Raw genomic sequence first — 25,424 nt, 5'->3', positions numbered from 1 at the left:
CAGGGCTAACGCAGACTGCAAGCTTCTGATCTTAAAGAAATTGTGATTGGCAGGTTTTGTGTGTCGCCGCGCATTTTTGTTTTTGCTGTTTGAAATCTTTTACAAAATCAGACAAGGTTCTGACACAGCAGATAACAATAAAAGGATGTAGAAAATGCGTATTGTGTGGTTCAAAACTCTAGCCTTGACGGCTGCCATTGCAGCGAGCTCATCGGTGTATGCCGCCACTCTGGAGGGCGGCGCGGTGGCTGCACCGGATCAATACGGCGCTGAAGTCGCCGCACAGATTCTCAAAAAAGGCGGCAACGCAGTCGACGCCGCAGTCGCAACGGCCTTCACCCTGGCCGTGACCTACCCCGAGGCTGGCAACATCGGCGGTGGCGGTTTCATGACCCTGTTCATCGATGGCAAACCTTACTTCCTCGACTATCGCGAAACGGCGCCTAAAGCCGCTAGCCGCGATATGTATCTCAATGAAAAAGGTGAAATCATTGAAAACCTGAGCCTGGTAGGCTCGCGCGCGGCAGGCGTACCGGGCACCGTGATGGGCTTGTGGGAGGCGCATCAGCGCTTCGGCAAATTGCCATGGAGTGAGCTGCTGACCCCGGCCGTGGGTTACGCGAAAAATGGTTTCAAGGTGGCTGACCAGCAATACCAATACCGCGAAGATGCACTGGCGCTGTTTAACGGCACCACCAACTTCGGTGATTACTTCGGCACCATGAAGCCCGGTGAAACCTTTAAGCAGCCTGAGCTGGCCAAAACGCTGGAGCGTATTGCCGACCAAGGGGCCAAAGAGTTCTACCGCGGCGAAACAGCTGACCTGCTGATCGCGCAGATGCAAAAAGACAAAGGCCTGATCACCAAAGAAGACCTTAACGACTACAAGGTCAGCTGGCGTGAGCCGATGCGCGTCGACTTCCGTGGCAACACCCTGTACACAGCGCCACTGCCAAGCTCAGGCGGCATTGCGCTGGCGCAACTGATCGGCATTAAAGAAGACCGTGCCGCGGACTTCAAAGGCGTCGAGCTGAACTCGGCTCCGTACATTCACCTGTTGGCCGAGATCGAAAAACGCGTTTTTGCTGACCGCGCCGATTATCTGGGCGACCCGGACTTCGGCAAAATGCCGGTGGCCGAACTGACCGACCCGGCGTACATCGCCAAGCGTGCGAAAGAGGTCAACCCGAAAGCGATTTCTGAAACCGCCCACGTCAAGCCGGGTCTGGAACCGCATCAGACCACGCACTTCTCGATCGTCGATAAAGACGGCAACGCTGTCAGCAACACCTACACCCTGAACTGGGATTACGGCAGCGGCGTTGTCGTTAAAGGCGCGGGCTTCTTGCTCAACGATGAAATGGACGACTTCAGCTCCAAGCCTGGCGTGGCCAATGCCTTTGGCGTGGTGGGCGGCAATGCCAACGCCATCGAACCGGGCAAGCGCATGCTGTCGTCGATGAGCCCAAGTCTTGTGACACGCGATGGTCACGTCACGCTGGTGCTCGGCACGCCGGGTGGTTCGCGGATCTTCACCTCGATCTTCCAGGTGCTGAACAACCTCTACGACTACAACCTGCCGCTGGACAAAGCCGTGTCTGCGCAGCGTGTGCATCACCAGTTGCTGCCTAAAGACACCCTCTACTACGACGCTTACGCACCTCTGACCGGTAAAGTCGCCGATGACCTCAAAGCCATGGGCTACACCCTGGAAGATCAGGGCTGGAACATGGGCGACATTCAGGCCATCCGCGTTAACGGCACCCAGTTGGAAACCGCCTCCGACCCACGGGGTCGTGGCGTTGGCAAAGTTGTGAAGTAACCCCCTGCGCAAAACCCCTCACACCCTGTGGGAGCGGGCATGCTCGCGATGCAAACGACTCGCTCTATTGGTTTCACCGAGGCGCTGCATTCGCGAACAAGCCCGCTCCCACAGGTGTTTTATAGCTCGCGCAATTTGTTACCATCCGTTTCATCTCTTCTCCCTTCTTTCGTTCGTCCCGTCTTTTAGGTAAACCATGAAACTCTCACGTCTGCGCGCTGATGTCCTGGCCGGGCTCACGACGTCATTTGCCCTGCTGCCCGAGTGCATTGCGTTCGCGCTGGTCGCCCACCTCAACCCGCTGATGGGCCTGTATGGCGCGTTCATTATTTGCACAATCACTGCGCTTTTCGGGGGTAGGCCGGGCATGGTCTCCGGGGCTGCCGGCTCGATGGCCGTGGTGATCGTCGCGCTGGTGGTGCAACACGGCGTGCAGTATTTGCTGGCCACCGTCTTGCTGAGCGGGTTGATCATGCTGGCGTTCGGTCTGCTCAAACTGGGCAAGCTGGTGCGCATGGTGCCGCATCCGGTGATGCTCGGATTCGTCAATGGGCTGGCGATTGTGATCGCCATGGCCCAACTGGATCACTTTAAAAACGGTGACACCTGGCTCAGCGGCATGCCGTTGTACCTGATGATCGGGCTGGTGGCGCTGACCATGGCCATTGTTTATTTATTACCGCGTCTGACCCGCGCCGCGCCGCCCGCACTGGTGGCGATTTTGAGTGTGGGCCTGGCGGTGTATTTTCTGGGCTTGCCGACCCGCACCTTGGGCGACATGGCGCATATCGCGGGGGGCTTGCCGACGTTTGCTCTACCGGACATTCCCTGGAACCTCGACACCCTGCGCATCATCGCGCCGTACGCGATTGTGATGGCGGTGGTTGGTCTGCTGGAAACCCTGCTGACGCTGAACCTGACGGACGAAATCACCGAGTCGCGTGGTTACCCGGACCGCGAATGTGTGGCCCTTGGTGCGGCGAATATGGTCTCGGGTGTGTTCGGCGGCATGGGCGGCTGCGCGATGATCGGGCAAACCGTGGTCAACCTCAGCTCGGGCGGGCGCGGTCGACTGTCGGGCGTGACGGCTGGGGTCATGATCTTGCTGTTCGTGTTGTTTTTGTCGCCCTTCATTGAGCGTATCCCGCTGGCGGCGCTGGTCGGCGTGATGTTTGTCGTTTCGCAGCAGACCTTCGCCTGGGCCTCTTTGCGGGTGCTCAATAAAGTGCCGCTGAACGATGTGCTGGTGATTATTGCGGTCACAGTCATTACGGTCTTCACTGATTTGGCGGTCGCGGTGATGTGCGGGGTCATCATTGCGGCCCTTAACTTCGCGTGGCAGCAGGCGCGTCAGCTGTACGCCGACACGTATGTAGACAGCGATGCCAGCAAGCTGTACCGCGTCCATGGCACGTTGTTTTTTGCTTCCACCACGGCGTTTCTCAAACTGTTTGATCCGGCTGAAGATCCGGCCACTGTGACCCTGGATTGCAGCCATCTGGGCTTTGCCGACTACTCGGCCATTGCCGCGTTAGAAACCTTGCGCGAGCGTTACCGCAAAGCGGGCAAGCACCTGCGGGTGGTGCATTTGTCCGAGCGCAGTAAAAAACTGCTCAAACGTGCTCGGGTGCATCACTAGGGGTTGCTCCCGTTTCATTGCAAGCCGCGTCGCGGGCTAAATTTGATACGGGGCCCCTAGGGACGAAAGCCCAGGTGGCGCAGGATGGCGTTGCTCTAAGTTTATTGGGAATAACCACACTACGCTTCTCGCGCCTTGCCTTGCATCACGTGGGCTTTCGTCGCGGCTGCAATGAAACGGGAACAGACCCTAGATGCGCTACGACACGCTGATCCGCAACGCACACGTGATTGATGGCAGCAATGCCCCGGCTTACAGGGCCGATGTGGCCGTGAGCGGAGGGCGTATAGAGCGCATTGGCGATTTGCGCGACGCGCGCGCCACGACCGAAATCGACGCCGGTGGCCGGGTGCTGGCGCCGGGGTTTATCGATGTGCACACCCACGATGACACGGTGGTCATCCGCCAGCCGCAGATGCTGCCCAAACTTAGCCAGGGCGTCACCACGGTGATTGTCGGCAACTGTGGCATCAGCGCGTCGCCGGTCACGTTACGCGGTGAGCCGCCCGACCCGATGAACCTGCTCGGCCCCCGTGGCGCCTTTGTCTACCCGCGTTTGCGGGACTATCGAGCAGCGCTTGAAGTGGCCAGACCTGCCGTGAACGTTGCTGCACTGGTAGGCCATACGGCCTTGCGCAGTAACCACATGGACGATTTGCAGCGCACCGCCAGCCCCAGCGAAATACGCGGCATGCGCCAGCAACTGCGCGAGAGCCTGGACGAGGGCGCGCTGGGATTATCCACAGGACTGGCCTACGCCAGTGCGTTCAATGCCGACACCGATGAAGTGCTGCAACTGGCGGCTGAACTGACAGCCTTTGGCGCGTTATACACCACCCATTTACGCAGTGAATTCGAGCCGGTGCTGGTGGCCATGGATGAAGCGTTCTTGATCGGCCGCCAGGCCCAGGTGCCGGTGATTATTTCCCATCTCAAATGCGCGGGCGCCGGCAACTGGGGGCGCAGTCCGCAGTTGCTGGCAGCACTGGAACAGGCCGCGAAAACCCATGCAGTGGGCTGCGATTGCTACCCGTATGCGGCGAGTTCTTCGACCCTGGACCTCAAGCAAGTCACTGATGCATTTCGGATCACCATCACCTGGTCGACACCTCACCCGAGCATGAGCGGGCGCGACCTACAGGAAATCGCCGGCCTGTGGGGCGTTTCGTTGATCGACGCAGCCAAGCGCCTGCAACCGGCGGGCGCGGTGTATTACGGGATGGATGAACGTGATGTGCGCCGCATTTTGGCGCATCCGTTGTCGATGATTGGCTCGGATGGTTTGCCGGATGACCCGTTTCCCCATCCTCGTTTGTGGGGCGCTTTCCCTCGGGTACTGGGGCATTTCAGTCGCGATGCAGGATTGTTTCCGTTGCACACCGCTGTACACAAAATGACCGGGCTGTCGGCGCGGCGCTTTGGCCTTAAAGAACGGGGCGAACTGCGCGAAGGCTATTGGGCGGATCTGGTGTTGTTTGATCCTGAGAGGGTGCGCGATGTGGCGGACTTTAGTTATCCACAACAGGCGGCAGAAGGGATCGACGGGGTGTGGGTAAACGGCGTGTTGAGTTATCAACAGGGCAGGGCTAATGGGGGCCGTGCCGGGGTGTTTTTACCGCGCTGAGAGTTGAAGGTGGGAGCTGGCTTGCCCGCGATGATAGCGACGCGGTCTATTTGAAAGACCACCCCGCCTGAATCGCTGGCAAGCCACCTCCCACAGAACTTGAGGTTGCGGACTACACCTTGAAGTGGCTCACCATTTCTTGCAGCTGAGTGCCCAGGCGCGCCAGTTCAACGCTGGATTTGGCCGTCTCGTCACTCGCGGCTGCCGTCTGTTCCGAGACGTCGCGCACGTTGAGGATGCTGCGGCTGATTTCTTCCGCCACTGCACTTTGCTGTTCGGCCGCTGCGGCTATCTGCTGATTCATGGACTGAATATTCGACACGGTGCGAGTGATGCCTTGTAACGAAGTGCCCGCCTGACGAGTCAGGCTCACGCTGCTGTCGGTCAAGGTGCGGCTGTTGTTCATGACCATGGCCACGTGCTGGGTGCCGCTGTGAAGTGCAGCCACCAGGGTCTGAATCTCTTCGGTGGACTTTTGCGTGCGTTGGGCCAGCGCTCGGACTTCATCGGCGACCACAGCAAAACCACGCCCCGCATCACCCGCCCGGGCGGCTTCGATGGCGGCGTTCAGCGCCAGCAGGTTGGTCTGCTCGGCCACGGCCTTGATCACGTCCATGACGCTGCCGATCTTGTCGCTTTCTGTTTGCAACACGGCCATGGCTTCGGTCGAGCGACCCACTTCAACGGCCAGACGTTCAATCTGATCAATTGCCTGGTTCACCACGTTGTCGCCTTCGCGCGCTTCGCCGTCAGCGGCTGCCGCGGCTTGTGAGGCTTGCTCTGCATTACGTGCCACTTCTTGCACGGTGGCGGTCATTTCATGCATGGCGGTGGCCACCTGATCGGTTTCGACTTTCTGGCTGTTAACCCCGGCGCTGGTTTGTTCGGTGACCGCAGACAACTCTTCGGCCGCGCTGGCGATTTGCGTCACGCCGTCGCGAATGCCGCTGATCAACTCACGCAAGGTCGTGCCCATACGCGCAATACCTTGTTGCAGTACACCCAGGTCATCCCGACGGGTGACGCGCAGGTTTTGGCTCAGGTCGCCGCTGGCAATGCGCTCGACCACGTCCAGGGTTTCACGCAACGGCCGCGTGATTTGGCGGGTGATGATCACCGCAGCACAGACCCCAAATAGCAACACCAACAAGGTGCTGATTAATTGCAGGCGATTGGCGCTGACACTTTCGGCATCGCGGCGGTCAAGTTGAATGCGGTAAAGCTCGTTGCTGCGATTGACGATGCCGTTGCCGTCGTCGGTCATCTCTTTGCGCATATCGATGATGGTGCTTTGGGTGCCCGTGAAGACCTGTAGCGCCTGGCTGTATTGCGCCATGGCTTCACTCAGGGTGCGCAAAGTGTCGCCCGCGGTGCTGCTGAAGTGGGCTCTGAGTGGTTCAAGGCTGGCGATGGCAGCGCTTAGTTGCGCGCGTGCCGCGTGTTCGGTCGCATCGTTGGGCGAAGCAATATCTGCCCGAACGAGCTCACGTGCGAGCAGAAATTGTTCGTGTACTTTGGTGACCGCCTGGAATTGCTCAAAACGACCTTCTTCACCCGCCGTACGTTGCAGCACCCGGGTATTGAGGGCCGCGATGGCGTCGAGTGCGGTCTTGGCGGTGCTGTCCATCTGGTTACGCGATACGGCGCCCTCAACGTAAGCCTTGCGCATCTTCGCCAAGGAGCTCTGGTAGCGGGTGATGAGTTCGTGTTGCTCGTTGAGCAGCTTGAGGTTGTCCGGGCTGTTGAACGTGCTGAGCAATTGCTTTTGCTGAGCTTCAAAGGCGTCCAGGTTGGTTTGCACGTTCTGTGCAGCGGTTTCGTCGCCATTGGTCAGCATGTACTGCAAACGCGCGACCCGCAGGTTGGTCAGTGCGCTGTTGAGTCGCGTGATGTCGCTCATCCAGTTACTGCGGGCAATCAGGGTGTCCAGACTGAACCAACTGCCGATGGCCATCAGGCACGTGAGGGCCAAAACCAGGCCGAAGCCCAAGGCTAATTTCAGGTTAACGCTGATGTTGCTCAGCCAACTGTTCATTTACATCTCCAGGAACGGTGCACGCAGGATCGATTTTCGCTGGAGGGTTTTGTTTTTTTGGCCCAGCAGAGTGCTTGTATTGGGCTGTATCGGCGGGAGACGGCAGAGCTAAAACGTTTTTTGATGCGCCATGATCAAGGGGTCAATAACCGTTTGTAACGTCGCGGCTAAGCCACCCCGGCTTCAAGGTTTTTTTCACATTCGTTTCACTCGTTCCTGACGCCCCTATTTCTAGACTTTGTTCAGTTAAGAAAAAGCCTTGTCATGCAAGACTACTTTCTGACGCCGGAGTGGGATTGCTCATCCATCCATTGTCATATTCGCGTTATAGGGTGACGGCATATGTCGTTCACTGGTGCCATAGGGGCGTTCTACGTGATTTTGAGTCTTCGACTAGCCGGGGCTAAACGCGCAATGTTGCGCAAGGCGCTGGCACGTTATCGCAATACCCTGGTAGTGCTCGGCGTCAGCGTCCTGACTATTTTTATCACGGTGCAACTGCTGTCGCCGTCACCGGCGCCTAACCTGGCGAACCTCAGCAATGCCAGTAACGTGTTGAGCCTGAACCAAAGCTGGGCGAACGGCGACGTGATAGCACTGGTGCGCCATGTGGAGCGGTGTGATCGCACGAACGCGGCCTGTCTTGGGCCTCAGGACGGTGTCACGGTCGAGGGTGAAGCCGTTGCGCAGGGCTTGGGTGACGCGTTCAGGCAGCTAGGGCTCAAAGACGTCGATATTTATAGCAGCGACCTGACGCGGACCCGGCAAACAGCCGAGGCGATGTTTTCGCACAGGGTTGAAGCACACGACTGGATATTCAACTGCCGGGGCACGATGTTGCGTGATGCGCTCAAGCACAAAGTACCGGGTCGCAATCTGGTGCTGGTAACCCATAGCGAATGCATGGACGATCTTGAAGCGGGCATGCATGTGCCAACCGATACCCCATTCGGCTACGGTGCCTCATTGTTTATCAAAGCCGATGGCACCCATGCTCAGCCGCAGATGCTGGGGTATATCGAGACCAAAGATTGGGCGAGCATTGTGCCGCACAAAGCCTTGCCCCCCGCCCACGGGTTTGAGGCGTCGAGATTGTGATGCCGCCGCTTTGACCTGAATCGCCCTCTACGCCCGGCCACCCCAGCCGGGCGTTTTCATTGGGGCAGGGATCTGTCAGTGCGTGTGTCTATACGGTCTAACGGTAAAAACCGTATCGCCTGCATTGCTGGCAAGCCAGGCTCCTACAACGATCAAGCCCGATTAGGCAGGCTTGAGCACACGGTTCCAGTTTTGCGGGTCCGGTAGCGGCAGATCGCTAAGCTCACGGGCCACCTCGTTTTCAATGTCGCTGGCGCTGAGCACTGTTTCGTCAAGCCACGGCCATGTTGCATCCGCATCGCGAAAGTTGAGCTGGTCGCTCAGTTGCTGGCAAGCGAGCGCGAGTGCATGCATGAGCCCCCACTGGCTGGTGACATACGGTTTTTGTGCCGCCGGGATGCGGCTGAGCAGTGCCGCAACATTGGGCAGATCGTCGCTGGGTGACACGCTGCTAAGCAGGTTCCACACAATCGTGCCGTTGTTCGAGGTGTCCTGATCGGCCAGCGCCGGGTCTGTACTGACCTCGACACTGAGCTTCACGTGCTGTTGTTCAAGCTGGTCAATCAAATAGTTGGCAAGATCCGATTGGCGCAGATACGCAGTGGCGGTCTTGTAGGCCCACTGTGCGTCGTATTCGCTCAGGGTCTGGCTGGTAATGCGGATGGTCATGGCAGGCTCCTTGACTGGGAAACGCCCAGCACTGGGAGCGTAGCCAAAACCAGTTATTCGGCCACGATAACGACGATTCTGTTGTCCGGTGTCATGTTTATGGAGTCACAGTACCCAGAGAGACAAAGTAAAAGCTGCGATGCCCCACGGTTACTGTTGCCAATACGTTCAGTGGCTGGCCGGCCACATCCGGTTTTTCAACGATGGCCACGTTATCGGGCGAGGCCTGCAAAAAGGCCCGCAACTGTTCTTTGGTTTGCAACGCTTGCTGCAGTTGCTGGCTGTAGAACACCACTGAGGCCAGGCGCTCGTCGGGTTGCATCAAGGCGATATGCTTGCCGCTGGCTTGCAGGCTCATGGCCTGTGCCGACACAGGCTCAAAGGACACGCTTCGATCAGCTCGCGGCGCCAGAAAGGCGGCCACCAGGTAGCAACCGACGATGATGGCCAGCAGGGTCATCGCGAGGCCGCGATGATGCTCGCTGATGCGCTTGGCCAAGGGGGAAGTCTGACTTTTGTGCCGCAACCAGTCCAACATCACCCCGGCGTATTCCGCCGCAATCACGGCCGCCGCGGGGGCGAGCGACATCAGATACACCGTGCGTTTGCTGGACGCGAGAGTCAGCAACATGAACTGCGCCAGCAGCCAGACACAGAAAAACAGCAGGTAGCGGTTTTGCTGCAACTGCTTGCGAAAGTGCCAAAGGCCCAGATACGTCAGCAGGTTCCAGGGCAAAAAGGCTTCGGGCAACTTGGCCAGGTAGTAATAGAACGGTTCGTAGTGCCCGGCCTCGACAAACGAGCCGCTGAAGCGTCCGACACTGTTGGCCCACAGCACTTCGCCCACCGCCCCAGGCCCGCCGCGCTGGTACAGCACGGCCAGCCAGATCATCAGCGGGATGAGTCCGAGCAGTGTCAGCAGTGCAGGGCGTATCCAGTTTTTCAGGATAAAACGCTTGTCGATCAGGCTTTCGCACAGCAGATAGGCAAAAATCACCACCCCTGGCAGCGCGAGTCCCAGGACGCCTTTGCTGAGCGTCGCAATGGCAATCCCGCAGGCAAATAACAGCCAACTGCCGAGGGCAAAGCGCGGTTGGCGGCTGGCGTGATAGAACGCCAACAGCGCCATCGTCACCCCGAGGGTGAGCAAGGCATCTTCCCCCACCTGACGGCTGTTGCTCCAAAAACTGGCCATGGTGGCGAGCATGGCGGCGGCGGTCCAGGCGAGTGCTGTCGGGCGTGCGAGCTTGCGCAGCATGGCATACAGCAACAGCACACAGCCTAAACCGGCAAAAGCCGACGCCAGCCGCACGCTCAAGGGCTCACCGCCCAACAGGCGAATAGCTCCGGCATCCAGCCACAGACTCAAGGGCGGTTTTTCCAGAAAAGGTTCACCGAGCAAAGACGGAGTTACCCAGTCATTGCTCAGGTGCATCTCCATCGCAATTCCCGCCACCCGAGATTCGGTTGAGCCTTGCAACTGATGATTACCCAGCGCAAAAAAGAACAGCAAACAACCGAGCAGCACTAACAGCAGGGCGGGACGGGTCAGGCGCATTGGGCTACCAGGCAGAGGTCGAGTAAATAGTGCGCTGGAGTATAGGAGGGGAATGTTTAACAAAATGTGAAAAACGTTGGGATGGCGAGAAGATAGTGAGTGTTCACATGAGTGATTACACGACTTTATGGGTCGATTTTTGCTGATTTTTTAGACGGTGTTTTGCGGCGTGGACAGGCTGCTCGGGGCGCGGCATTCCAGCAGGAGCCGGTCAATGATCCCCCTGCCCCGGCCATTGCCAGGGCAGGGCGGCGATCAGAACGTCGCTTTAACCTGCAAACCCGCGACCAGCGCATTGCCGCGGCTTTTGCCATAGAACGCCCCCGGTTCGATGATGTATTGCACGTCCGGGCGCAGCAGCAACCATGGAGTCACTTGCGCACCATAGTTGAGCTCCAGCAACTGCTCGCCGCTGTCGAGGTTGGCGATCATGTTGGCTTGCTCGGGGCTGCTGGCGGCGGCCTCTTGCACGTCCCGCGAGCGTGAATTGAACACGGCGCGACCATAAGCGAAGGCGATGCTGTCTTTCGGGCGGCTGGCAAACGGCTTTTGTTTCACCACACCCACCGAGTACCAACGGTGCATGGCCGAGGTCGCAGCATTGCTGGTGGCGGCCTGGCCGAAGGCGCGCAATACGCTTTCGGGGTCTTGTTCATCGCGCCAGATCGCCTGGTCGACCAGCACGTAAGCGCCCGTGCGGTTGTTGGCTTTTTCTGTGCTGCCAATTTTCGTGGTGTTGGAGGTGTCGTAGTACCAGCCCACTTTGTATTGGCCGTTGAGGAAGGCGTTGTTATTGAAGATCGCTTCCAGCGGCAGGATAGCGCCGGTGGTGCCGCGCGTGGTCATGGTGAACGCTTCGGAGGACCGGCTGTTGTACTCCGGGTTGACCTGAAATACGGCCGTTTGCAGGGTCAGCGACGGGTTGACGGTGTAGCGCAACTCACCGCCCCAGTGCGGTGTCGGATAGTTGCTCCAGCCACTGCCATTGGACATGGTCAGCGGGTGTGCGCAGAAACCGGCGTTAACAAAACTGGTCAACAACGGCATGCCGCCAAAGTCATTGCCCATCGGCAAGAAGCCGAGTTTGGTGGTCAGCGCAGGGCTAAACAGCGTGCGCTCATAGCTGAACTCGGACAGTCGCGTGTACTGGCCGCCATAGTTTTCCTGTACCGGCAAACGGTTGCCCACCAAGTCTTCGGAAGCGCTGTGGCCGCGACGATCGTTGACGGTGATTTGCACATAACCCGCGTCTGGGGTGTCGAGCAATTTGCTCAAGTCAAACTGGGCACCGATCCGTACTTGTTGCGAATATCGCGTGCCGTGCTTGATCCCGCCGTGCAGGTTGGAAAACGTTTCGGAGTTGTAATCGCCGGTCAGTTTGATGCCCTTGTCGGCCAGCTTCTGACGCTCGCCGCCCCAGTTGCCGGTCAGCGTCGAGCGGTTCATCAGGTCGTCGGGGGTGTCGGCCAGCGTGGCGGTGGAGGTCAGGGCCAAAAGAGACAAGCCGCTGCACAGGCTGGAGGTCAGCAGGGCGCGGGAAGAGAAAAACATTTGGAAAGTGCTCCTTCGTAGGCAGTGTCGCAGAGCAGGGGAGCGACACGATGTCGCACAGTATGAACTAGTTAGTTCATAAAATTAATATTTTGTCATAGGTGGGCATGTGGCGAGTACGGGCCGGGCGACTCGATCATGGCCATTTTCAGTAATCATTTTTCGCTTGTTTAAAGGGACCCACTCGCGAATCTTGCCACCCCTCTTTTTTGCGTATTCCCAGGTAAGACTCTGATGAGCAGCGGCAAACCCATGACCCAACCCCAGGCTTTGTTCGCAAACCTTAGACGCGGTCGACTGGACGTTGAAGTCAGTGCATCGACTTTTGAGCCGCAGGCACTGTTCAGTTTCGCTGAGCGGCGTAACCCCAAGCGCGCTTTTCTGTTTGTTTCGCGCGTACTGGGTCGGCACATTCCGGCCCGTCCATCGCTAATGGCCGAAAGCTTCAAGGCGCTGGCCGCTAAAATCCCCGCCGACTTGCCTGGCCCCGTGCTCGTGATTGGCATGGCCGAAACGGCCGTCGGCCTGGGCGCTGGCGTGCACCGTGCACTCAGTCAAACCCGCAATGACTGCGTGTATCTGTGCAGCACGCGTCACCCCACGGGCAGCGAGCTACTTGCCCGTTTTGAAGAAACACACAGCCATGCCAGCACGCATTTGCTGCACCTGCCGCAAGACGCTTGCACCCGCGAATGGCTGCTCAAGGCCCGCTCGCTGGTGCTGGTGGATGATGAAGCATCGACCGGCAATACCTTTATCAATGTCTCCAAAGCCCTGGCCGATGCAGGTGTTATTTCGATTGAGCGAATTGTCACGGCGACTCTAACGGACTGGTCCCAAGACGCGGTGCGCAAGGCGCTGGGCGATCACGTCAGCAGCGTCTCATTGCTTGAGGGGCGCTACACCTTCACCGAAGACCTCAGCGCAGACCTGCCCGATATGCCCCAAGTGGGTAGCGTTGCCCAAGGCCACTGGCCGTTAGACCCCCTGCGTGACTGGGGGCGCATGGGCGTGCGCAAATACCGTGACACGCTGGCCCCAGGCTTACAGGTGCTGCCCGATGAACGGGTATTGGTGGTGGGCACCAGCGAGTTTGTCTGGCCCCCGTTTTTATTGGCCGAACGCTTGGAGCAAGGCGGTGCCGATGTGCATTTCAGCGCCACCAGCCGCTCGCCCATTGCAGTGGGGCACGCCATCGAGCATGCGCTGTCGTTCAGCGATAACTATGGTCTGGGCATCCCCAACTTCCTGTACAACGTGGCTCCCGGCCAGTTCGACCGCGTGCTGATGTGCAGCGAAACCCCGGCGGCTGCGTTTGATCCGGCGTTGCTCAGTGCGTTGAATGCGCAGGTCATTGTCCATGACCACTAAGCGTGCGCTGGTGTTCGTTGACCTGGACGACACGCTGTTTCAAACCGCCCGTAAAATGGGCGATGAACCTCGTTATACCGCCACCTTGGATGTGGACGGCCAGCCCAATGGCTTTATGAGCGCCACGCAGAAAAGCTTTATCGAGTGGCTGCTGGCCACCGCTGACGTTGTGCCAGTGACTGCCCGCAGCGTCGAGGCCTATCAGCGGGTGCAGCTGCCGTTTGTCCACGGCGCTGTGTGTGCGCACGGCGGGGTCATCCTCAACGCTGACGGCTCGCAGGACCGCGACTGGCAGGCACGCATGTGCAACGAGCTGGCGCATGAACAGAGCCGTCTTCATCGTTTAAGCGAACACACCCTGGCCATTGGCGCCGAACTGGGTTTCTCGTTGCGCGGGTGGGTGGTTGAAGAACAAGGACTGGCCCATTACGTGGTCACCAAGCACAACCACGCATCCGATCAGGTGCTGCTCAGGGTATTGGCCGAGGTCAAGGCAAGGGGGTTGCTCGACGGGCTGTACGTTCACGGCAACGGCAACAATCTGGCGTTCCTGCCGCTGGCGCTGCAAAAGCGTGAAGCGGTGCGCGAGTGGATTCGCCGCGACCAGGCGCGCCATGGCAAACGTCCGTTGCTCGGTTTTGGTGACAGCCTCTCGGACCTAGGCTTTATGGCCGAGTGCGACTGGTGGGGCACGCCCAAGCGCGGCCAGTTGGCCAGCCATGTGTTGGCGAGTATTGATCATGAATAAGGTACTTGCAGCGTTGAATACTGTCGGCAGCGGCAGTTATGCCGCCGATGATGTGCACTTTTTACTGCGCGTCATGCAGATTGAAGCGACCGATATGCCGGAAAAAGAGCGTCTGATTCAGACCCGGCAGCGTCATTACTCCGAAATGATCAGCCAGGAACATCCGCCCTCCAGTACCCATAAAGCCCTGTATCAACAGGCGCTGGCGCAAAACGGTGCGCGCATGGCAGCGGATGTTCAGGCGTTGGCCCTCGCGCTCAATGAGCGTTATAACGGGCCTTCGATTGCGTTGGTATCGTTTGTGCGGGCAGGGCTGCCATTGGGTGTTTTGCTGCGCCGGGCGCTGGTTGAGCGCGGGCGTGATGCCCGGCATTACGGGATCAGCATTATTCGTGATCGTGGAATCGACAGCGTGGCACTCGAAGCTATCATCAAGGCGCACGGTGCCGAGAACATTGTGTTTGTCGATGGCTGGACCGGTAAAGGCGCGATAAGCGGGCAGATTCGAAACAGCTTGGCGGGCGACTCGCGCTTTTCATCCGAGCCGCGTCTGGTGGTGTTGGCCGACCCTTGTGGTCGTGCCTGGCTGGCGGCATCGGCCGAAGATTGGTTGATCCCCTCAGGTATTTTGGGGGCCACCGTGTCGGGTCTGGTATCACGCTCGATCTGGCCACCTGAACCCGGTTTGCACGGGTGTGTGGTGTATAACCACTTGGCTGAGCATGACGAGACCATGAACTTTATCCACAGCATCGAAATCCAGCGTGCCCAGTTAGCGCCGCAGGTCGCTGCACAACCCTGGACGCTGACACAGGCCCTGGCATTGCAGCAACAAGCTGGGGCGGCGGTCGAACATGTCTCGACGCGCTTTTCGGTGTTCAACCCCCATCGGGTTAAACCTGGCATCGCCGAGGCCACCCGTGCGGTGATGCGCCGCGTGCCCGACCACGTATTGGTGCGCAGTTGCTCGGATCCGCACGTTCAACTGCTGATGCACCTGAGCCGTCTGGCCAATATCGAGGTCGAAGAAGTCGGCGCCCAATTGGGGCCGTATCGCGCGGTTACCGTGATCAGGCGTGTTCGCTGATGATCCGGCATTCAGCTTATGCCCTGGGCGCTACGCTTTACATGCCGGCGACCCGCGCTGACATTTTGGAGGTGGTGTACGGCGAAAAAATCCAGGGTTTGCGTTCGTTGGTGGTGTGCCTTGAAGACGCCGTGGCTCAAACCGATGTGCAGCAGGCGCTGAACAACCTCAAAAACCTCTTGTTGGCGATTGATGCGCGCGGCGGCAGATCGTTCGGCGCCCCGCTTCTGTTTGTCCGCCCGCGTGACTCAGCGATGGCAGCAGTGCTCAATGAATGGTCATTGATGCGTTACGTCGATGGTTTTGTCGTACCCAAGCTCAGTCTGCGTAACATCCGCGAGTGGCAACAGGCCGTAACCCGCAGCGATTTGATGCTGATGCCAACCCTTGAAACCATTGAGGTATTTGATCCGGGCGCCATGATTGAGTTGCGCAGTGCCCTGCTGGAGCAACTGCCAGGGCGGATAATCGCCTTGCGCATTGGCGGCAATGATCTGATGAGTTGCCTGAGCTTGCGCCGTCCCCCGACGATGACGCTGTACAGCACGCCCATGAATTACGTGATTTCGATGTTATGCGCGATCATGGGCTCTGCGGGCTTTGCCCTGACTGCGCCGGTGTTCGAACAGCTCAATGCGCCGCACCTGCTGGAGCAGGAGCTGGCGTTGGATATTGCCCACGGGCTTATAGGTAAAACCGCGATACATCCATCGCAAATTGCAGTTATCCACCGGGCGTTGCAAGTCACCCTTGAAGATTTCAACAGTGCACGTCAAATACTCAGTGAGACGGCGCCTGCGGTGTTCAAATTCAACGACGCTATGTGTGAACCCGCGACCCATTGCAAATGGGCGCAAATGATTATTGAACGAGCGCATTGGCAAGGGGTTCGCCCCGAAACAGCCAGCTCGATGGACATTTTTGGAGGCGGCCAGCGATTGGCTGAATGAGTCGTTTGAACGAAGTTTTGAATACACCAGAGCAGGGCAAACCGATCCTGTCGGCCTTCGATTTTGATGGCACGCTGACCTATCACGACAGTTTTGTCCCCTTTTTGCGCTTTGCCTTTGGCAATCGACTGTTCGCCATGCGCCTGCTGCGGATGATCCCGTCAACGGCTTCTTATCTGCTGGGCCGGATCAGCCGAAATGATTTGAAAGAAAAGCTGATCACGGTCTACCTCACTGGAACCAAGGAATCATGGGTCGCAGAGCGTGCCGACGCATTTTGTGACGCTTCGTTCCAGCGGTTAATGCGGCCTTTGGGCTTAAGATCGGTCGCCGACCAGCTTGAGCAAAAAGCAATCGTGACCATCTGCTCGGCATCGCCTGAGCTGGTGCTCAGGCCTTTTGCTAAAAAGCTGGGCATCGGGCTTATCGGTACGCGCCTGCAATCGGTCGATGGCGTGCTCACCGGCGAAATTGACGGCATCAACTGTCGATGCGAACAGAAAGTCCTCCGGCTAGAGGCGCAGTACGGTCCTTTGGACCAATACACATTGCGCGCCTGGGGCGACACCCAGGGCGATGAACAGATGTTGGGTGCCGCACAAGAACCTCATTGGCGCGAGTTTCATGCGCTGTGGCGCCGCAAGCGGCCGTTGGATGTGTGTTTGCGTGATCCGTTGTAAGCCTGGCGCAAGCAAAGCAGGTCAATAATCAGCAATCAAATACGGCACCTCGTGCCGGCGTGCTAACAAGGAGCCGCTACATGGCTATTGGGTTGTCCCGGATTCAAACTATTTTCCTGGAAATAAATGCCGGGAACACCTGCGCCTTGACCTGTGATGCTGTGCAGGCGTTGCGCGCATGACCACACTGACGCCGGGGGCAAACACTGCCGTTAATCCAGGCGCCCTGAGCGTTACTGTCAGCTACAGCCCTGTGCCGGGTGCCGATCTGGACGTCTCGGCGTTCCTGCTTGGTGAGTCGGGCAAGGTGCGTGGCGACAACGACCTGTGTTTCTTCGGCCAGCAGAGTGTCAGCCATGGCGCCGTGAAGCTGGTTGAGTCTGCTCCCGGCCGTGCAGTGTTCAGTCTCAACCTTGAGGCGATTGATACGGCCATCGAAAAAGTTGCAGTGACGGCGACCATTTACGAAAACAAGGCCCAATTTTCTTCATTTGCACCGCTCAATGTTGCGATGACCGGAGGCATTGAAGCGCCCATACCGACCCAAGGCATGCAGGAAACTGCGTTGATCCTCGGTGAGTTCTATCGTCGTCAGGGCGTATGGAAATTTCGCAGCGTCGCACAAGGATTTGCCGGTGGACTGGCGCCGTTGGCCGAGCACTTCGGCGTTGAAATTGCCGCCGCTGCTCCCGTAGCGAATCCACTCCCCGCCGTCGCACCCACGCCGCCAGCCGCGGCCACGGTACGCACAGTTAATTTGTCGAAGGTCACCCTCGACAAGCAGCGCCCGACCATCAGCCTCGATAAAAAAGACGGCGATTTCGGCGAGATCAAAATCAACCTCAACTGGAACCGTGCCCCGCAGAACAGCGGTGGTGGGTTCTTTGCCTCGCTGCTCGGCAAGTCGGGGGGGATCGATCTGGATGTGGGTTGCCTGTACGAAATGGAAACCGGCCGCAAGGGCGCAGTCCAGGCTTTGGGCAATGCGTTTGGCGAATTTGGTGACGAGCCTTTCATTCAATTGATGGGCGATGACCGGACCGGGTCGGTGAGTGACGGCGAGTGGCTGCGAGTCAACGGCAAGGAGTGGCGCAAGATGCGCCGGGTGTTGGTGTACGCCTTCATTTACGAAGGTGCGCCGAACTGGCAAGCAACTGACGGTGTGATCACGCTGTACATCCCGGGCGAACCTCCGATTGAAGTGCGCCTGAGCGAAGAGGGCGGCAATAAAGGCATGTGCGCCATCGCCTTGCTCGAAAACGTTGGGGGGAGCGTCAAGGTCAATCGCAAGGTCGAGTTCTTCAAGGGCCATTCGGACATGGACAAGGCATTTGACTGGGGCATGCGCTGGGCCGCCGGGTCCAAGTAAGCGCGGTGTCACAGGCCACCTGCCAAGGCATGTGAACCCTTTGAATTTGATCAGCCGATCGGTCGGTCAGCGACGTAAAAAAGAAGAGGCGGCTCGTCTGCTGGTGCGTGTTTGTTGTGCCATCGGCAGTGCGGACGGCAACTTCGACGAAAGTGAGCGGGCTGTTTGCCGCGCTATTTGTAATGAGCTGGGGCTAAGCCCTGGCGATTTTGATCTCTGAGGGCATCATGGAAAACACGGCTATTGGCTTTCCGCCAACGACCATCGCGGTATTTGTGGCTCTGGCGGTCATTGCGTTGGCAATCGACCTGTTCACCCACAAAAGCGATAAACCGGTCACTTTGACCAATGCGGCCGTCTGGTCGATTTTTTGGGTGCTGATCTCCCTCGCCTTTGCGGGCTACCTCTACTACGCGCATGGCCCCACTGTGGCCAGCCTGTTTGTCACCGGTTACGCGCTGGAAAAAGTCCTCAGCGTCGACAACCTGTTCGTGTTCATGGCGATCTTTGCCTGGTTCAAGATCCCGGATGTGCTGCGTCACCGCGTGCTGTACTGGGGCATCATCGGCGCCATCGTATTCCGCTTGATCTTTGTGGCCATCGGTACCGGCCTGCTGGCGTTTGGTCCATGGGTCGAAGTGCTGTTTGCAGTGATCGTCGCCTGGACTGCAATCATGATGTTGCGCGGTAACGAAGAAGATAAAGACGAGGATTACTCAAAGCACATCGCCTATCGGTTTGCGAAAAAGCTGTTTCCGGTTTGGCCAAAGCTGCACGGGCATCACTTTTTTGTGTCACGCAAAGTGCTTGAAACCGAGATCACCAAACCTGAAAACAAAGGCATGACTCTGGTGGGCAAGGGCGCGTTGTTCGCGACCCCACTGTTTCTGTGCGTGGTGGTGGTTGAAGTCTCCGACATCCTGTTTGCCTTCGACTCCGTCCCCGCGGTTATCGCCGTGAGCCGTGAACCGTTGATTGTGTACTCGGCCATGATGTTTGCGATTCTTGGCTTGCGGACCATGTATTTCGTACTCGAAGCCCTTAAGCGCTACTTGGTGCACCTGGAAAAATCGGTGGTCGCCTTGTTGTTCTTCATCGCTGCCAAGCTGGCGTTGAATGCAACCAACCACCTGTTTGGCCATGGCATCAGCATTGAGCCAAACACCAGCCTGCTTGTGGTGTTGGTGGTATTGGCCATCGGCATCGTGGCCAGCGTTATTTTTCCAGGTAAAGAAGAGCAATCGGACGTTAAAAAAGACACGAATGCTTGATCACGCGTCAGTAGGAAAGTGGCTGATGGCACTTTCCTTTCCAACGGCAGCAACCAGGACGCACACGGTGAACTTGCGCGTGATGACCTGACATTTTAATCGGCACCCATTTAACTATTCATGTAAGGGTTCATGAACATGGCAGTAAGTCTGAGTAAAGGCGGCAACGTCTCCTTGACCAAAGAAGCTCCTGGTCTGACAGAAGTGATTGTCGGTCTGGGTTGGGATGCGCGTGCAACGGATGGCGCGGAGTTCGATCTGGACGCCTCGGTGTTTATTGTTGGCGAGAGCGGCAAAGTGCTGAATGACGGCAGCTTTGTGTTCTACAACAACAAAACCTCACCAGACGGCAACGTCGTACACCAGGGCGACAACCGTTCGGGTGCCGGCGAGGGTGACGATGAGCAAGTCAACATCAGCCTGGTGGGCTTTGCTCCTGAGACCAAACGGCTGGTGTTTGCAGTGACCATCCACGAAGCCGACAGTCGCAAGCAAAGCTTTGGTCAAGTCTCAAATGCTTACATGCGTGTCGTGAACAAGGCCGACGGCAAAGAGCTGGCGCGCTTTGACTTGAGTGAAGATGCTTCCACTGAAACCGCCATGATTTTCGGCGAGCTGTACAGCCACAATGGCGAGTGGAAGTTCAAGGCCATCGGCCAAGGCTTTGCGGGTGGCTTGGGTCCACTGGCTAAAGAATACGGCGTAAACCTGGGTTAAAGCGCCCGCCGCCCCTGTAGGCGGGCGCTGGCTCGCGATCTTTTGAGCGTTAAAAGATCGCGAGCCAAGCTCGCTTCCACGGGGTGTTAATCAATCAAAAACGCAGTTGCCATTGCCCCATCAGCCCATGATTCCGGCTGTTGCTGCCAATATCTGCGGTGTAGCCCACGCCCAGTGTTTGATGAGCAGAAACACCGATATCCAGTCCCGCATCCAACACCAGGCTGTCACGGTCCAGGGCTGTGCCCTCGACACTGAAAGTGCTGGCGCCCAGCACAAAAGCCTGCTGAGTCGAGCTGCTGACATCGCCATAGGTGTGTTTCCAGCCAGCGCTCAGGCGCGGGGTGAGGCTAATGCCGTTTTCCAACTGACTCAGGTGCGCTAGCCGAATACCCAACGTGCTGTTGACGTTGTCCTGCGTTTGCGCGTCGACCTGTAAGGCCGCAGCGCCGCCTTTTTCGGTGTAACGATCACGGTGATAACGCTGATAACCGAGGTTGGCAAATGGCTCGGCACTCACGCGGCCGCTGCCCAAGGCATAGCCCAGTTCAGCAAAGACTTGCTGGCTGTTGGCGTGGTAGTCGCCCTTGGGTTGATCGGTGAAGCTGTTAAATGCCACGCTGCGTTTAGTGCCGCCGTTATGCCCGCTGTAGGCCGCGCCCAGACGCAATGCCAGGGGGCCGCTTTGACGAATGGCATAAGCGCCCGCGTGCCAGCTGTTGACGGTGCCTTCCATGTCGCTGCTGTCCACATCGGTTCTCGAATACCCGCCGAGCACGCCCATGCGCCAGTCTTGAGTCAGTGCCCAATCGGCGCCCAGCAGACCGCCCTTGGTGCGCTGAGTCAGATCGCTGCTGCCGTGGTCACCGTCCAACCGTCCATAACTGCCTAGCCCTTGCAGCCACAGTCGGCCTTGCGCATTGGGATCATTGAGGTTACGCAGCCCGGCCGGTACACCTGTGGCGGTCAGTACCGGCGTCTGACGAATGTCAGTCGCTACTTGTAAGCCTGCCCCGGCACCCAGCGATTGCATGGCCGCTAACATGCTGCTGCCCACTTGCTGGGTGGCGGCCAGAGTTGCACTGCTCAAGCCTGCGTTGCCGCTGCCCGCCAGTTGTTCGATGGCCGCTCCTGCCGTTTGGGTATTGGTGTTGAGCAGTGCGTTGTACAACGCATTCCCGGCCTTGAGCTGGCTCATACCGCGGGCCGCGCTGCTGCCGTTGACGCTGGTGGCGTAGTCGGCAAACGCTACGTCATTGCGTGCATACGTCAGCTCGACGCTGGTCGGCTTGTAGCTGAGTATTGGGGTGAGGAACGCGTAATCACTGGTCACCGTGCCAAAGGTGCCGTTGATAGCACCTGCGTTCAGCACGCTGTACTGGCTCAGCCATGGATAAGTGCCGCTGCCGGCATTGATTGCCAGGGTGGCGCCATTGAGCGTGGCAGTGCCGCCGACCTGTACCGGGGCGCTGCTGCCATCGGCATTCACGCCATAAGCCAGGGTGGCGCCACTGCTGAAGATCAGGTTATGGGTGATGGTTGCTGTGCCCAACTGCAAGTTGGTTTGCAGCGTGCCGTTGACCTGCAGATTCCCGACGCTGCCGCCGCCTGCGTAAACACCGCCCGCATCGACCGTCATGCTGCCGATAATGGCGCCTTGGTTGACCAGGCGCGCGCCGCTGAAAATCTCGCCGCCGTCGCTAAAGTCGTTCAGGCTGGTGAGTGTCCAACTGCCGGACTTCACGTCCAGCCATTCAAAGTTCTGGCTGTTACCGAAGCTGCCACCGGCCGGGTCATCGAAAATCACCCGGTCATAACCGCTGCCGCCGTCAACCAAACCGTTGAATCGGCTGGCGCTGCCCAGTGTCAGCGAGTCATTGCCACCGCCCAGATCCAGTGCCAATCCATTGCTGGCGCTGATCAGGCCGTTGTTAATAACCACATCGTCGAACTCGCCCACGAACTTCACGCCAAAGCCGTCCAGCCCCTCAATGGTGCCGTTGTTCACCAGCGTGGTCGCGGCAACGCCTGGGCCATCGCTGCCGTCATCCACCAGCACGGCATTGTTGGCGCCACGGATCAGCGCGCCCTTGGCGTTGAAGACGTAGCCGCCGCCCAATGCAACACCTTCACTGCCGTTGGCAAAACCGTTTTTGTCGACGCCACCGGCACCGGTGCCCTGAATCACCCCGTAGTTTTCAATATGGGCAATGAAGTCGATGTCGACGCCATCGCCATCACCGTTGGGCTTGAGCCCGGAGTAGGCGCCCGTAATGGTGCCGTAGTTGATCACTGTGCCGTCGCCGTCCGAGCCGAAGCCTGAGCCGTTGCGCCCGGTTACCTCGCCATAGTTCAGCAGGGACGCGCCCAGGTCCGTGGTGATGCCGTGGCGCCCGCCCGAAATGAGGCCGTAGTTAGTCACCGTGACGCCGGTTGCCGAGTCGATATCGACACCGTCGTATTTGGTGCTGTCGGAGACCGCATCGCCCGAAGAAATCTCGCCGTAGTTGATAATCGTGGCGTTGGAACCGGTCTTGATACCGTCGTTAAAGTCGCCGCGAATCAACCCGCCGAGCCGGTTGATCAGCGTGGTTTTGACACCCTCGCTGCGCATCGAGTCGAGGTCGATGGCCTGCCCGCCGTTGGTGGAGCGAATGGTCCCGCTGTTATCGATCAGCACGCTGGCGCTGGTGAAGTTGGTGTCGATGCGCAGCGCATCGTTATCGCCCTGAATCGTCCCGCCACTGCGGTTGAAAATACTGTAGTTGCGCGTAGTGCTTGCGCTACCGCTGCTGTCTATCGCCCGCCCGCCGGTTGAAATCAGACTGCCCGCGTTATCGATCACCACGCCTGTAGCACTGGTTGCGTCTTTAAGCGTGACCGCCACCTTGGCGGTGGTCAGGCTACCGTTGGGCTTAACCGTCAGCGTATCGCTGGCTGTCAGATTAAGGCCGCTGGTGCTGGGGGAGCTAAGGACAGTGTCTTTGGCGATGGCCAATGTGTTAAAGCCGCTTGTGCTCAATAGCGCAATCGCGAGCGCAAGGCGCTGGGGTGAGGCAGGCATGACGGATAACCTTTTTTGTAATAACCGGGCTGCCTTGTATAGCGGTTAGTTTTTACAAAATGATGTATCTGTATATGACATGGCTTTGCGAATGAACGCAGACCCCGTAGGAGCGAGCTTGCCTCGCGATCTTTTGATCGTTAAAACATCGCTAAGCAATCGAGTATTGATCTGCTCTTCCTACAGAGGCTCACTGACCGGTATTCGCTCAAAGGTTCTTTTTTACACAGCAAGTCAGGCTCTAATAAGCGGATTAAAAAATTGAATTTGCACTTTCTTCTAAATATTCAACTGCGCAACTTCTTGCGCAGTTAAATCAAGTTTTTCCTGTGGATAACGTTCTGCAGGCTATAGCAGTGAAGGGCTGTAGGGCAGTGCGCAAGAAATTGCGCAGTGGTGCGCAACTTCTTGCGCACTTTTAACGGTTATTGAGGGGTATTGGGCTGTTACTGCGTTAGCTATAACTGTGCAGCCCTCGGTTTATAAGGCTTTAGTTTAAGTTGGCATAACTCTTGAACTCTTATTGGCGTGCTGCAGCATTTTTGTGTGCAGCGTTATCACATTTTTTGTGCAAGGAGAGCTTCATGGCTACGCCAGCGTATATGTCCATTACCGGTGAGAAACAGGGGCTGATCACGGCCGGTGCTTTCACTGCAGACTCAGTGGGCAACAGTTATCAGGAAGGCCACGAAGACCAGGTCATGGTTCAGAGCTTCAGCCACGAGGTGATCATTCCACGTGATCCTCAGTCGGGGCAGCCTACCGGTCAGCGTGTTCACAAACCCCTGCGCATCACCAAGGTTTTTGACAAGTCTTCGCCTTTGCTGCTTCAAGCATTGACGAGCGGTGAGCGCATCACCGAAATCGTTATTCAATGGTATCGGACTGCGGCTTCCGGCGTTCAAGAGCATTACTACACCACCACACTTGAAGACGCGATCATCGTCGACATAAAGGACTACATGCACAACTGCCAGGATCCGGGTAACAGCCACTTCACTCACCTGGAAGACGTGCAATTCACCTACCGTAAAATTACCTGGACTCACGAAGCGTCGGGTACTTCCGGTTCTGACGATTGGCGCACTCCGGTCTCTGCGTAAACCATCGCTGCATAACACTTCATCGGCCCGCGCTTGCGGGCTGATGTCGTTCACGGGGGCATTTTATGGTTGAACGTGAAGGTTCGTTGTCGGCAGGTTTTCCTCCCGAACTCGATTGGCAAGGGTGCAGAGGCTTATTACTGGACGCCGTGCGCCTCATAACACTGTCTAAACATCTGGACCAGTGGACCAATCCCTGGGTGTTTGAGCACCTGTACACAGGTCCGCAAATGCCCGGTCTTGAAGACGTGTCGCCGCGTGTGCTGAACGTCGAAGACCTGCAAAACCCGGTGCTGCAACAGTTCTTGGCCAAGGCCCATGAAGAGTGGGGCTACTTGCTGTTTAGCGATGGCCCGTGGCAGTCCTTGGTTGAACACTTGCGCTGGCTGACCGTGGTGCGCATGCCGCACGATCAGAAAGTTTTTTTGCGCGTGGCCGACCCTTCGGTGATGCATGCATTGCTCTGCCTTGCGATCGAAGCGGGTGATCCCACCCTGTTTGGCCCTTGTCATCAGATTCTTATCGCTGACGGTGCACGTGACCGCTGGCATCTTTTGCAACGTCCCGGCCCTGCACCCACTGCGCAACATGCCACGCATTATCAGCTCTCGACGCAAGAGACGAGCGCGTTGGATGAGGTGAGTTTTCGCAACGTGGTGCTGCGGCTTGACCAGCATCTGCGCCATTACTTTCCCGCGTACCAGGCCAACCTCTTGACGGCCCAGCGTTGGGCGCATGTGCATGAGTTGGCGACCTCTGCGTATCTGCGGGGTTTTAACAGCGAACTCGACATCACCTTGTACGCCAACATCCACGGCTACCTCGGTGAGGACGCCCTGCAACACCATTGCGATCTTCAGCACCTCCTGACCACTGCCTCGGCGCTGACCCCAGCGCAACGCCTCGAGAAAGCAGCCGAAATCGCCCGATGCCGAGCCCTGCACCTGCGAGAGCCCACCTAATGTCGACTGTCTTCAGACCCAAAAACCCCAACAACGTCAACCTTTCTCGGGACGATGCACGAAACAGCATGGGCACCTGCCCATTGATGAAAACCACCGTGCAGCT

General features: G+C 58.0%; 19 protein-coding genes and 2 pseudogenes. 15 read left to right on the top strand and 6 right to left on the bottom strand.

Annotated elements, in window-relative coordinates:
* Nucleotides 1-154 precede the first annotated feature (154 nt).
* The 3 genes from ggt to ACIQYF_RS22295 all read left to right on the top strand — a co-directional run bounded on the left by ggt (nucleotide 155) and on the right by ACIQYF_RS22295 (nucleotide 5,085).
* Nucleotides 155-1,822, top strand: coding sequence for a gamma-glutamyltransferase (ggt, locus tag ACIQYF_RS22305; RefSeq protein WP_402866126.1), 1,668 nt, complete (start codon nucleotides 155-157; stop codon nucleotides 1,820-1,822).
* 196 nt (nucleotides 1,823-2,018) lie between these two features.
* Complete coding sequence (locus ACIQYF_RS22300; RefSeq protein WP_402866124.1) at nucleotides 2,019-3,461, top strand: SulP family inorganic anion transporter; 1,443 nt, start codon at nucleotides 2,019-2,021, stop codon at nucleotides 3,459-3,461.
* Nucleotides 3,462-3,654: 193 nt separating this feature from the next.
* Nucleotides 3,655-5,085, top strand: coding sequence for an amidohydrolase family protein (locus tag ACIQYF_RS22295; RefSeq protein ID WP_402866122.1), 1,431 nt, complete (start codon nucleotides 3,655-3,657; stop codon nucleotides 5,083-5,085).
* A gap of 112 nt (nucleotides 5,086-5,197) precedes the next feature.
* Here the strand turns inward: ACIQYF_RS22295 and ACIQYF_RS22290 are convergent, their stop codons facing one another.
* On the bottom strand, nucleotides 5,198-5,911 hold the full coding sequence (locus ACIQYF_RS22290) for a methyl-accepting chemotaxis protein (protein ID WP_402866163.1): 714 nt from the start codon (nucleotides 5,909-5,911) through the stop codon (nucleotides 5,198-5,200).
* Nucleotides 5,912-6,052: 141 nt separating this feature from the next.
* Nucleotides 6,053-6,985, bottom strand: a pseudogene (locus ACIQYF_RS22285) (methyl-accepting chemotaxis protein); the annotation flags it as partial.
* 549 nt (nucleotides 6,986-7,534) lie between these two features.
* Between ACIQYF_RS22285 and ACIQYF_RS22280 the strand changes: the two are divergent.
* On the top strand, nucleotides 7,535-8,218 hold the full coding sequence (locus tag ACIQYF_RS22280; RefSeq protein ID WP_402866161.1) for a histidine phosphatase family protein: 684 nt from the start codon (nucleotides 7,535-7,537) through the stop codon (nucleotides 8,216-8,218).
* 162 nt (nucleotides 8,219-8,380) lie between these two features.
* On the opposite strand, the gene ACIQYF_RS22275 is transcribed toward ACIQYF_RS22280, so the two are convergent.
* The 3 genes from ACIQYF_RS22275 to ACIQYF_RS22265 all read right to left on the bottom strand — a co-directional run bounded on the left by ACIQYF_RS22275 (nucleotide 8,381) and on the right by ACIQYF_RS22265 (nucleotide 11,996).
* Complete coding sequence (locus ACIQYF_RS22275) at nucleotides 8,381-8,887, bottom strand: hypothetical protein (protein ID WP_402866120.1); 507 nt, start codon at nucleotides 8,885-8,887, stop codon at nucleotides 8,381-8,383.
* Between the two features lie 97 nt (nucleotides 8,888-8,984).
* Nucleotides 8,985-10,445 (bottom strand): ArnT family glycosyltransferase, encoded by a 1,461-nt coding sequence (locus ACIQYF_RS22270; RefSeq protein ID WP_402866118.1) that lies wholly within the window; start codon nucleotides 10,443-10,445, stop codon nucleotides 8,985-8,987.
* Between the two features lie 255 nt (nucleotides 10,446-10,700).
* The gene (locus tag ACIQYF_RS22265; RefSeq protein ID WP_402866116.1) at nucleotides 10,701-11,996 is read right to left on the bottom strand and encodes a carbohydrate porin; all 1,296 of its coding nucleotides are present in this window, start codon (nucleotides 11,994-11,996) and stop codon (nucleotides 10,701-10,703) included.
* A gap of 234 nt (nucleotides 11,997-12,230) precedes the next feature.
* On the opposite strand from ACIQYF_RS22265, the gene ACIQYF_RS22260 reads away from it, so the two are divergent.
* From ACIQYF_RS22260 to ACIQYF_RS22220, 9 genes and pseudogenes are all read left to right on the top strand, one after another.
* Nucleotides 12,231-13,367, top strand: a complete 1,137-nt coding sequence (locus ACIQYF_RS22260; RefSeq protein ID WP_402866114.1) for a phosphoribosyltransferase domain-containing protein — start codon at nucleotides 12,231-12,233, stop codon at nucleotides 13,365-13,367.
* Nucleotides 13,357-14,115: a trehalose phosphatase gene (locus tag ACIQYF_RS22255; protein WP_402866112.1), complete on the top strand. Its 759-nt coding sequence runs from the start codon at nucleotides 13,357-13,359 to the stop codon at nucleotides 14,113-14,115. Before ACIQYF_RS22260 ends, ACIQYF_RS22255 begins: the two co-directional genes overlap by 11 nt.
* A complete protein-coding gene (locus tag ACIQYF_RS22250; protein WP_402866110.1) occupies nucleotides 14,108-15,202 on the top strand; it encodes a cysteine protease StiP domain-containing protein in 1,095 nt (364 codons plus the stop codon). The genes ACIQYF_RS22255 and ACIQYF_RS22250 overlap by 8 nt, the downstream gene beginning before the upstream one ends.
* A complete protein-coding gene (locus ACIQYF_RS22245; RefSeq protein WP_402866108.1) occupies nucleotides 15,202-16,152 on the top strand; it encodes an HpcH/HpaI aldolase/citrate lyase family protein in 951 nt (316 codons plus the stop codon). Before ACIQYF_RS22250 ends, ACIQYF_RS22245 begins: the two co-directional genes overlap by 1 nt.
* Nucleotides 16,153-16,157: 5 nt before the next feature.
* Nucleotides 16,158-16,832, top strand: a complete 675-nt coding sequence (locus ACIQYF_RS22240) for an HAD-IB family phosphatase (protein ID WP_402866159.1) — start codon at nucleotides 16,158-16,160, stop codon at nucleotides 16,830-16,832.
* Nucleotides 16,833-17,010: 178 nt separating this feature from the next.
* Nucleotides 17,011-18,201, top strand: a complete 1,191-nt coding sequence (locus ACIQYF_RS22235; RefSeq protein WP_402866106.1) for a TerD family protein — start codon at nucleotides 17,011-17,013, stop codon at nucleotides 18,199-18,201.
* Between the two features lie 70 nt (nucleotides 18,202-18,271).
* Nucleotides 18,272-18,421 (top strand): annotated as a pseudogene (locus ACIQYF_RS22230) (tellurite resistance TerB family protein); the annotation flags it as partial.
* 7 nt (nucleotides 18,422-18,428) lie between these two features.
* Nucleotides 18,429-19,472: a TerC/Alx family metal homeostasis membrane protein gene (locus tag ACIQYF_RS22225; protein ID WP_402866104.1), complete on the top strand. Its 1,044-nt coding sequence runs from the start codon at nucleotides 18,429-18,431 to the stop codon at nucleotides 19,470-19,472.
* 138 nt (nucleotides 19,473-19,610) lie between these two features.
* The gene (locus tag ACIQYF_RS22220) at nucleotides 19,611-20,189 is read left to right on the top strand and encodes a TerD family protein (protein WP_402866102.1); all 579 of its coding nucleotides are present in this window, start codon (nucleotides 19,611-19,613) and stop codon (nucleotides 20,187-20,189) included.
* Between the two features lie 94 nt (nucleotides 20,190-20,283).
* On the opposite strand, the gene ACIQYF_RS22215 is transcribed toward ACIQYF_RS22220, so the two are convergent.
* Entirely contained in the window at nucleotides 20,284-23,253 is a 2,970-nt protein-coding gene (locus ACIQYF_RS22215; RefSeq protein WP_402866100.1) for an autotransporter domain-containing protein, read from the bottom strand.
* Nucleotides 23,254-23,837: 584 nt separating this feature from the next.
* Here ACIQYF_RS22215 and ACIQYF_RS22210 point away from each other — a divergent pair.
* Nucleotides 23,838-24,356, top strand: a complete 519-nt coding sequence (locus ACIQYF_RS22210; RefSeq protein WP_402866098.1) for an Hcp family type VI secretion system effector — start codon at nucleotides 23,838-23,840, stop codon at nucleotides 24,354-24,356.
* Nucleotides 24,357-24,421: 65 nt separating this feature from the next.
* Nucleotides 24,422-25,318, top strand: a complete 897-nt coding sequence (locus ACIQYF_RS22205) for a DUF4123 domain-containing protein (protein WP_402866096.1) — start codon at nucleotides 24,422-24,424, stop codon at nucleotides 25,316-25,318.
* Nucleotides 25,319-25,424 lie beyond the last annotated feature (106 nt).

Origin of the sequence: Pseudomonas sp. NPDC096917 (genome assembly GCF_044762555.1) — a bacterium.
Taxonomy (GTDB): domain Bacteria; phylum Pseudomonadota; class Gammaproteobacteria; order Pseudomonadales; family Pseudomonadaceae; genus Aquipseudomonas.
Note: the sequence above shows the minus strand (reverse complement) of the source record. Positions and strands in the feature narration are given on the sequence as shown.

What these genes read in the sequence shown, in the direction of transcription:
- ACIQYF_RS22250 (WP_402866110.1), top strand. Translation starts at nt 14,108, where the DNA reads ATGAATAAGGTACTTGCAGCGTTGAATACTGTCGGCAGCGGCAGTTAT.
- ACIQYF_RS22210 (WP_402866098.1), top strand. Translation starts at nt 23,838, where the DNA reads ATGGCTACGCCAGCGTATATGTCCATTACCGGTGAGAAACAGGGGCTG.
- ACIQYF_RS22225 (WP_402866104.1), top strand. Translation starts at nt 18,429, where the DNA reads ATGGAAAACACGGCTATTGGCTTTCCGCCAACGACCATCGCGGTATTT.
- ACIQYF_RS22265 (WP_402866116.1), bottom strand. Translation starts at nt 11,996, where the DNA reads ATGTTTTTCTCTTCCCGCGCCCTGCTGACCTCCAGCCTGTGCAGCGGC.
- ACIQYF_RS22205 (WP_402866096.1), top strand. Translation starts at nt 24,422, where the DNA reads ATGGTTGAACGTGAAGGTTCGTTGTCGGCAGGTTTTCCTCCCGAACTC.
- ACIQYF_RS22270 (WP_402866118.1), bottom strand. Translation starts at nt 10,445, where the DNA reads ATGCGCCTGACCCGTCCCGCCCTGCTGTTAGTGCTGCTCGGTTGTTTG.
- ACIQYF_RS22280 (WP_402866161.1), top strand. Translation starts at nt 7,535, where the DNA reads ATGTTGCGCAAGGCGCTGGCACGTTATCGCAATACCCTGGTAGTGCTC.
- ACIQYF_RS22255 (WP_402866112.1), top strand. Translation starts at nt 13,357, where the DNA reads ATGACCACTAAGCGTGCGCTGGTGTTCGTTGACCTGGACGACACGCTG.
- ggt (WP_402866126.1), top strand. Translation starts at nt 155, where the DNA reads ATGCGTATTGTGTGGTTCAAAACTCTAGCCTTGACGGCTGCCATTGCA.
- ACIQYF_RS22260 (WP_402866114.1), top strand. Translation starts at nt 12,231, where the DNA reads ATGAGCAGCGGCAAACCCATGACCCAACCCCAGGCTTTGTTCGCAAAC.
- ACIQYF_RS22300 (WP_402866124.1), top strand. Translation starts at nt 2,019, where the DNA reads ATGAAACTCTCACGTCTGCGCGCTGATGTCCTGGCCGGGCTCACGACG.
- ACIQYF_RS22215 (WP_402866100.1), bottom strand. Translation starts at nt 23,253, where the DNA reads ATGCCTGCCTCACCCCAGCGCCTTGCGCTCGCGATTGCGCTATTGAGC.
- ACIQYF_RS22235 (WP_402866106.1), top strand. Translation starts at nt 17,011, where the DNA reads ATGACCACACTGACGCCGGGGGCAAACACTGCCGTTAATCCAGGCGCC.
- ACIQYF_RS22275 (WP_402866120.1), bottom strand. Translation starts at nt 8,887, where the DNA reads ATGACCATCCGCATTACCAGCCAGACCCTGAGCGAATACGACGCACAG.
- ACIQYF_RS22245 (WP_402866108.1), top strand. Translation starts at nt 15,202, where the DNA reads ATGATCCGGCATTCAGCTTATGCCCTGGGCGCTACGCTTTACATGCCG.
- ACIQYF_RS22295 (WP_402866122.1), top strand. Translation starts at nt 3,655, where the DNA reads ATGCGCTACGACACGCTGATCCGCAACGCACACGTGATTGATGGCAGC.
- ACIQYF_RS22290 (WP_402866163.1), bottom strand. Translation starts at nt 5,911, where the DNA reads ATGCATGAAATGACCGCCACCGTGCAAGAAGTGGCACGTAATGCAGAG.
- ACIQYF_RS22220 (WP_402866102.1), top strand. Translation starts at nt 19,611, where the DNA reads ATGGCAGTAAGTCTGAGTAAAGGCGGCAACGTCTCCTTGACCAAAGAA.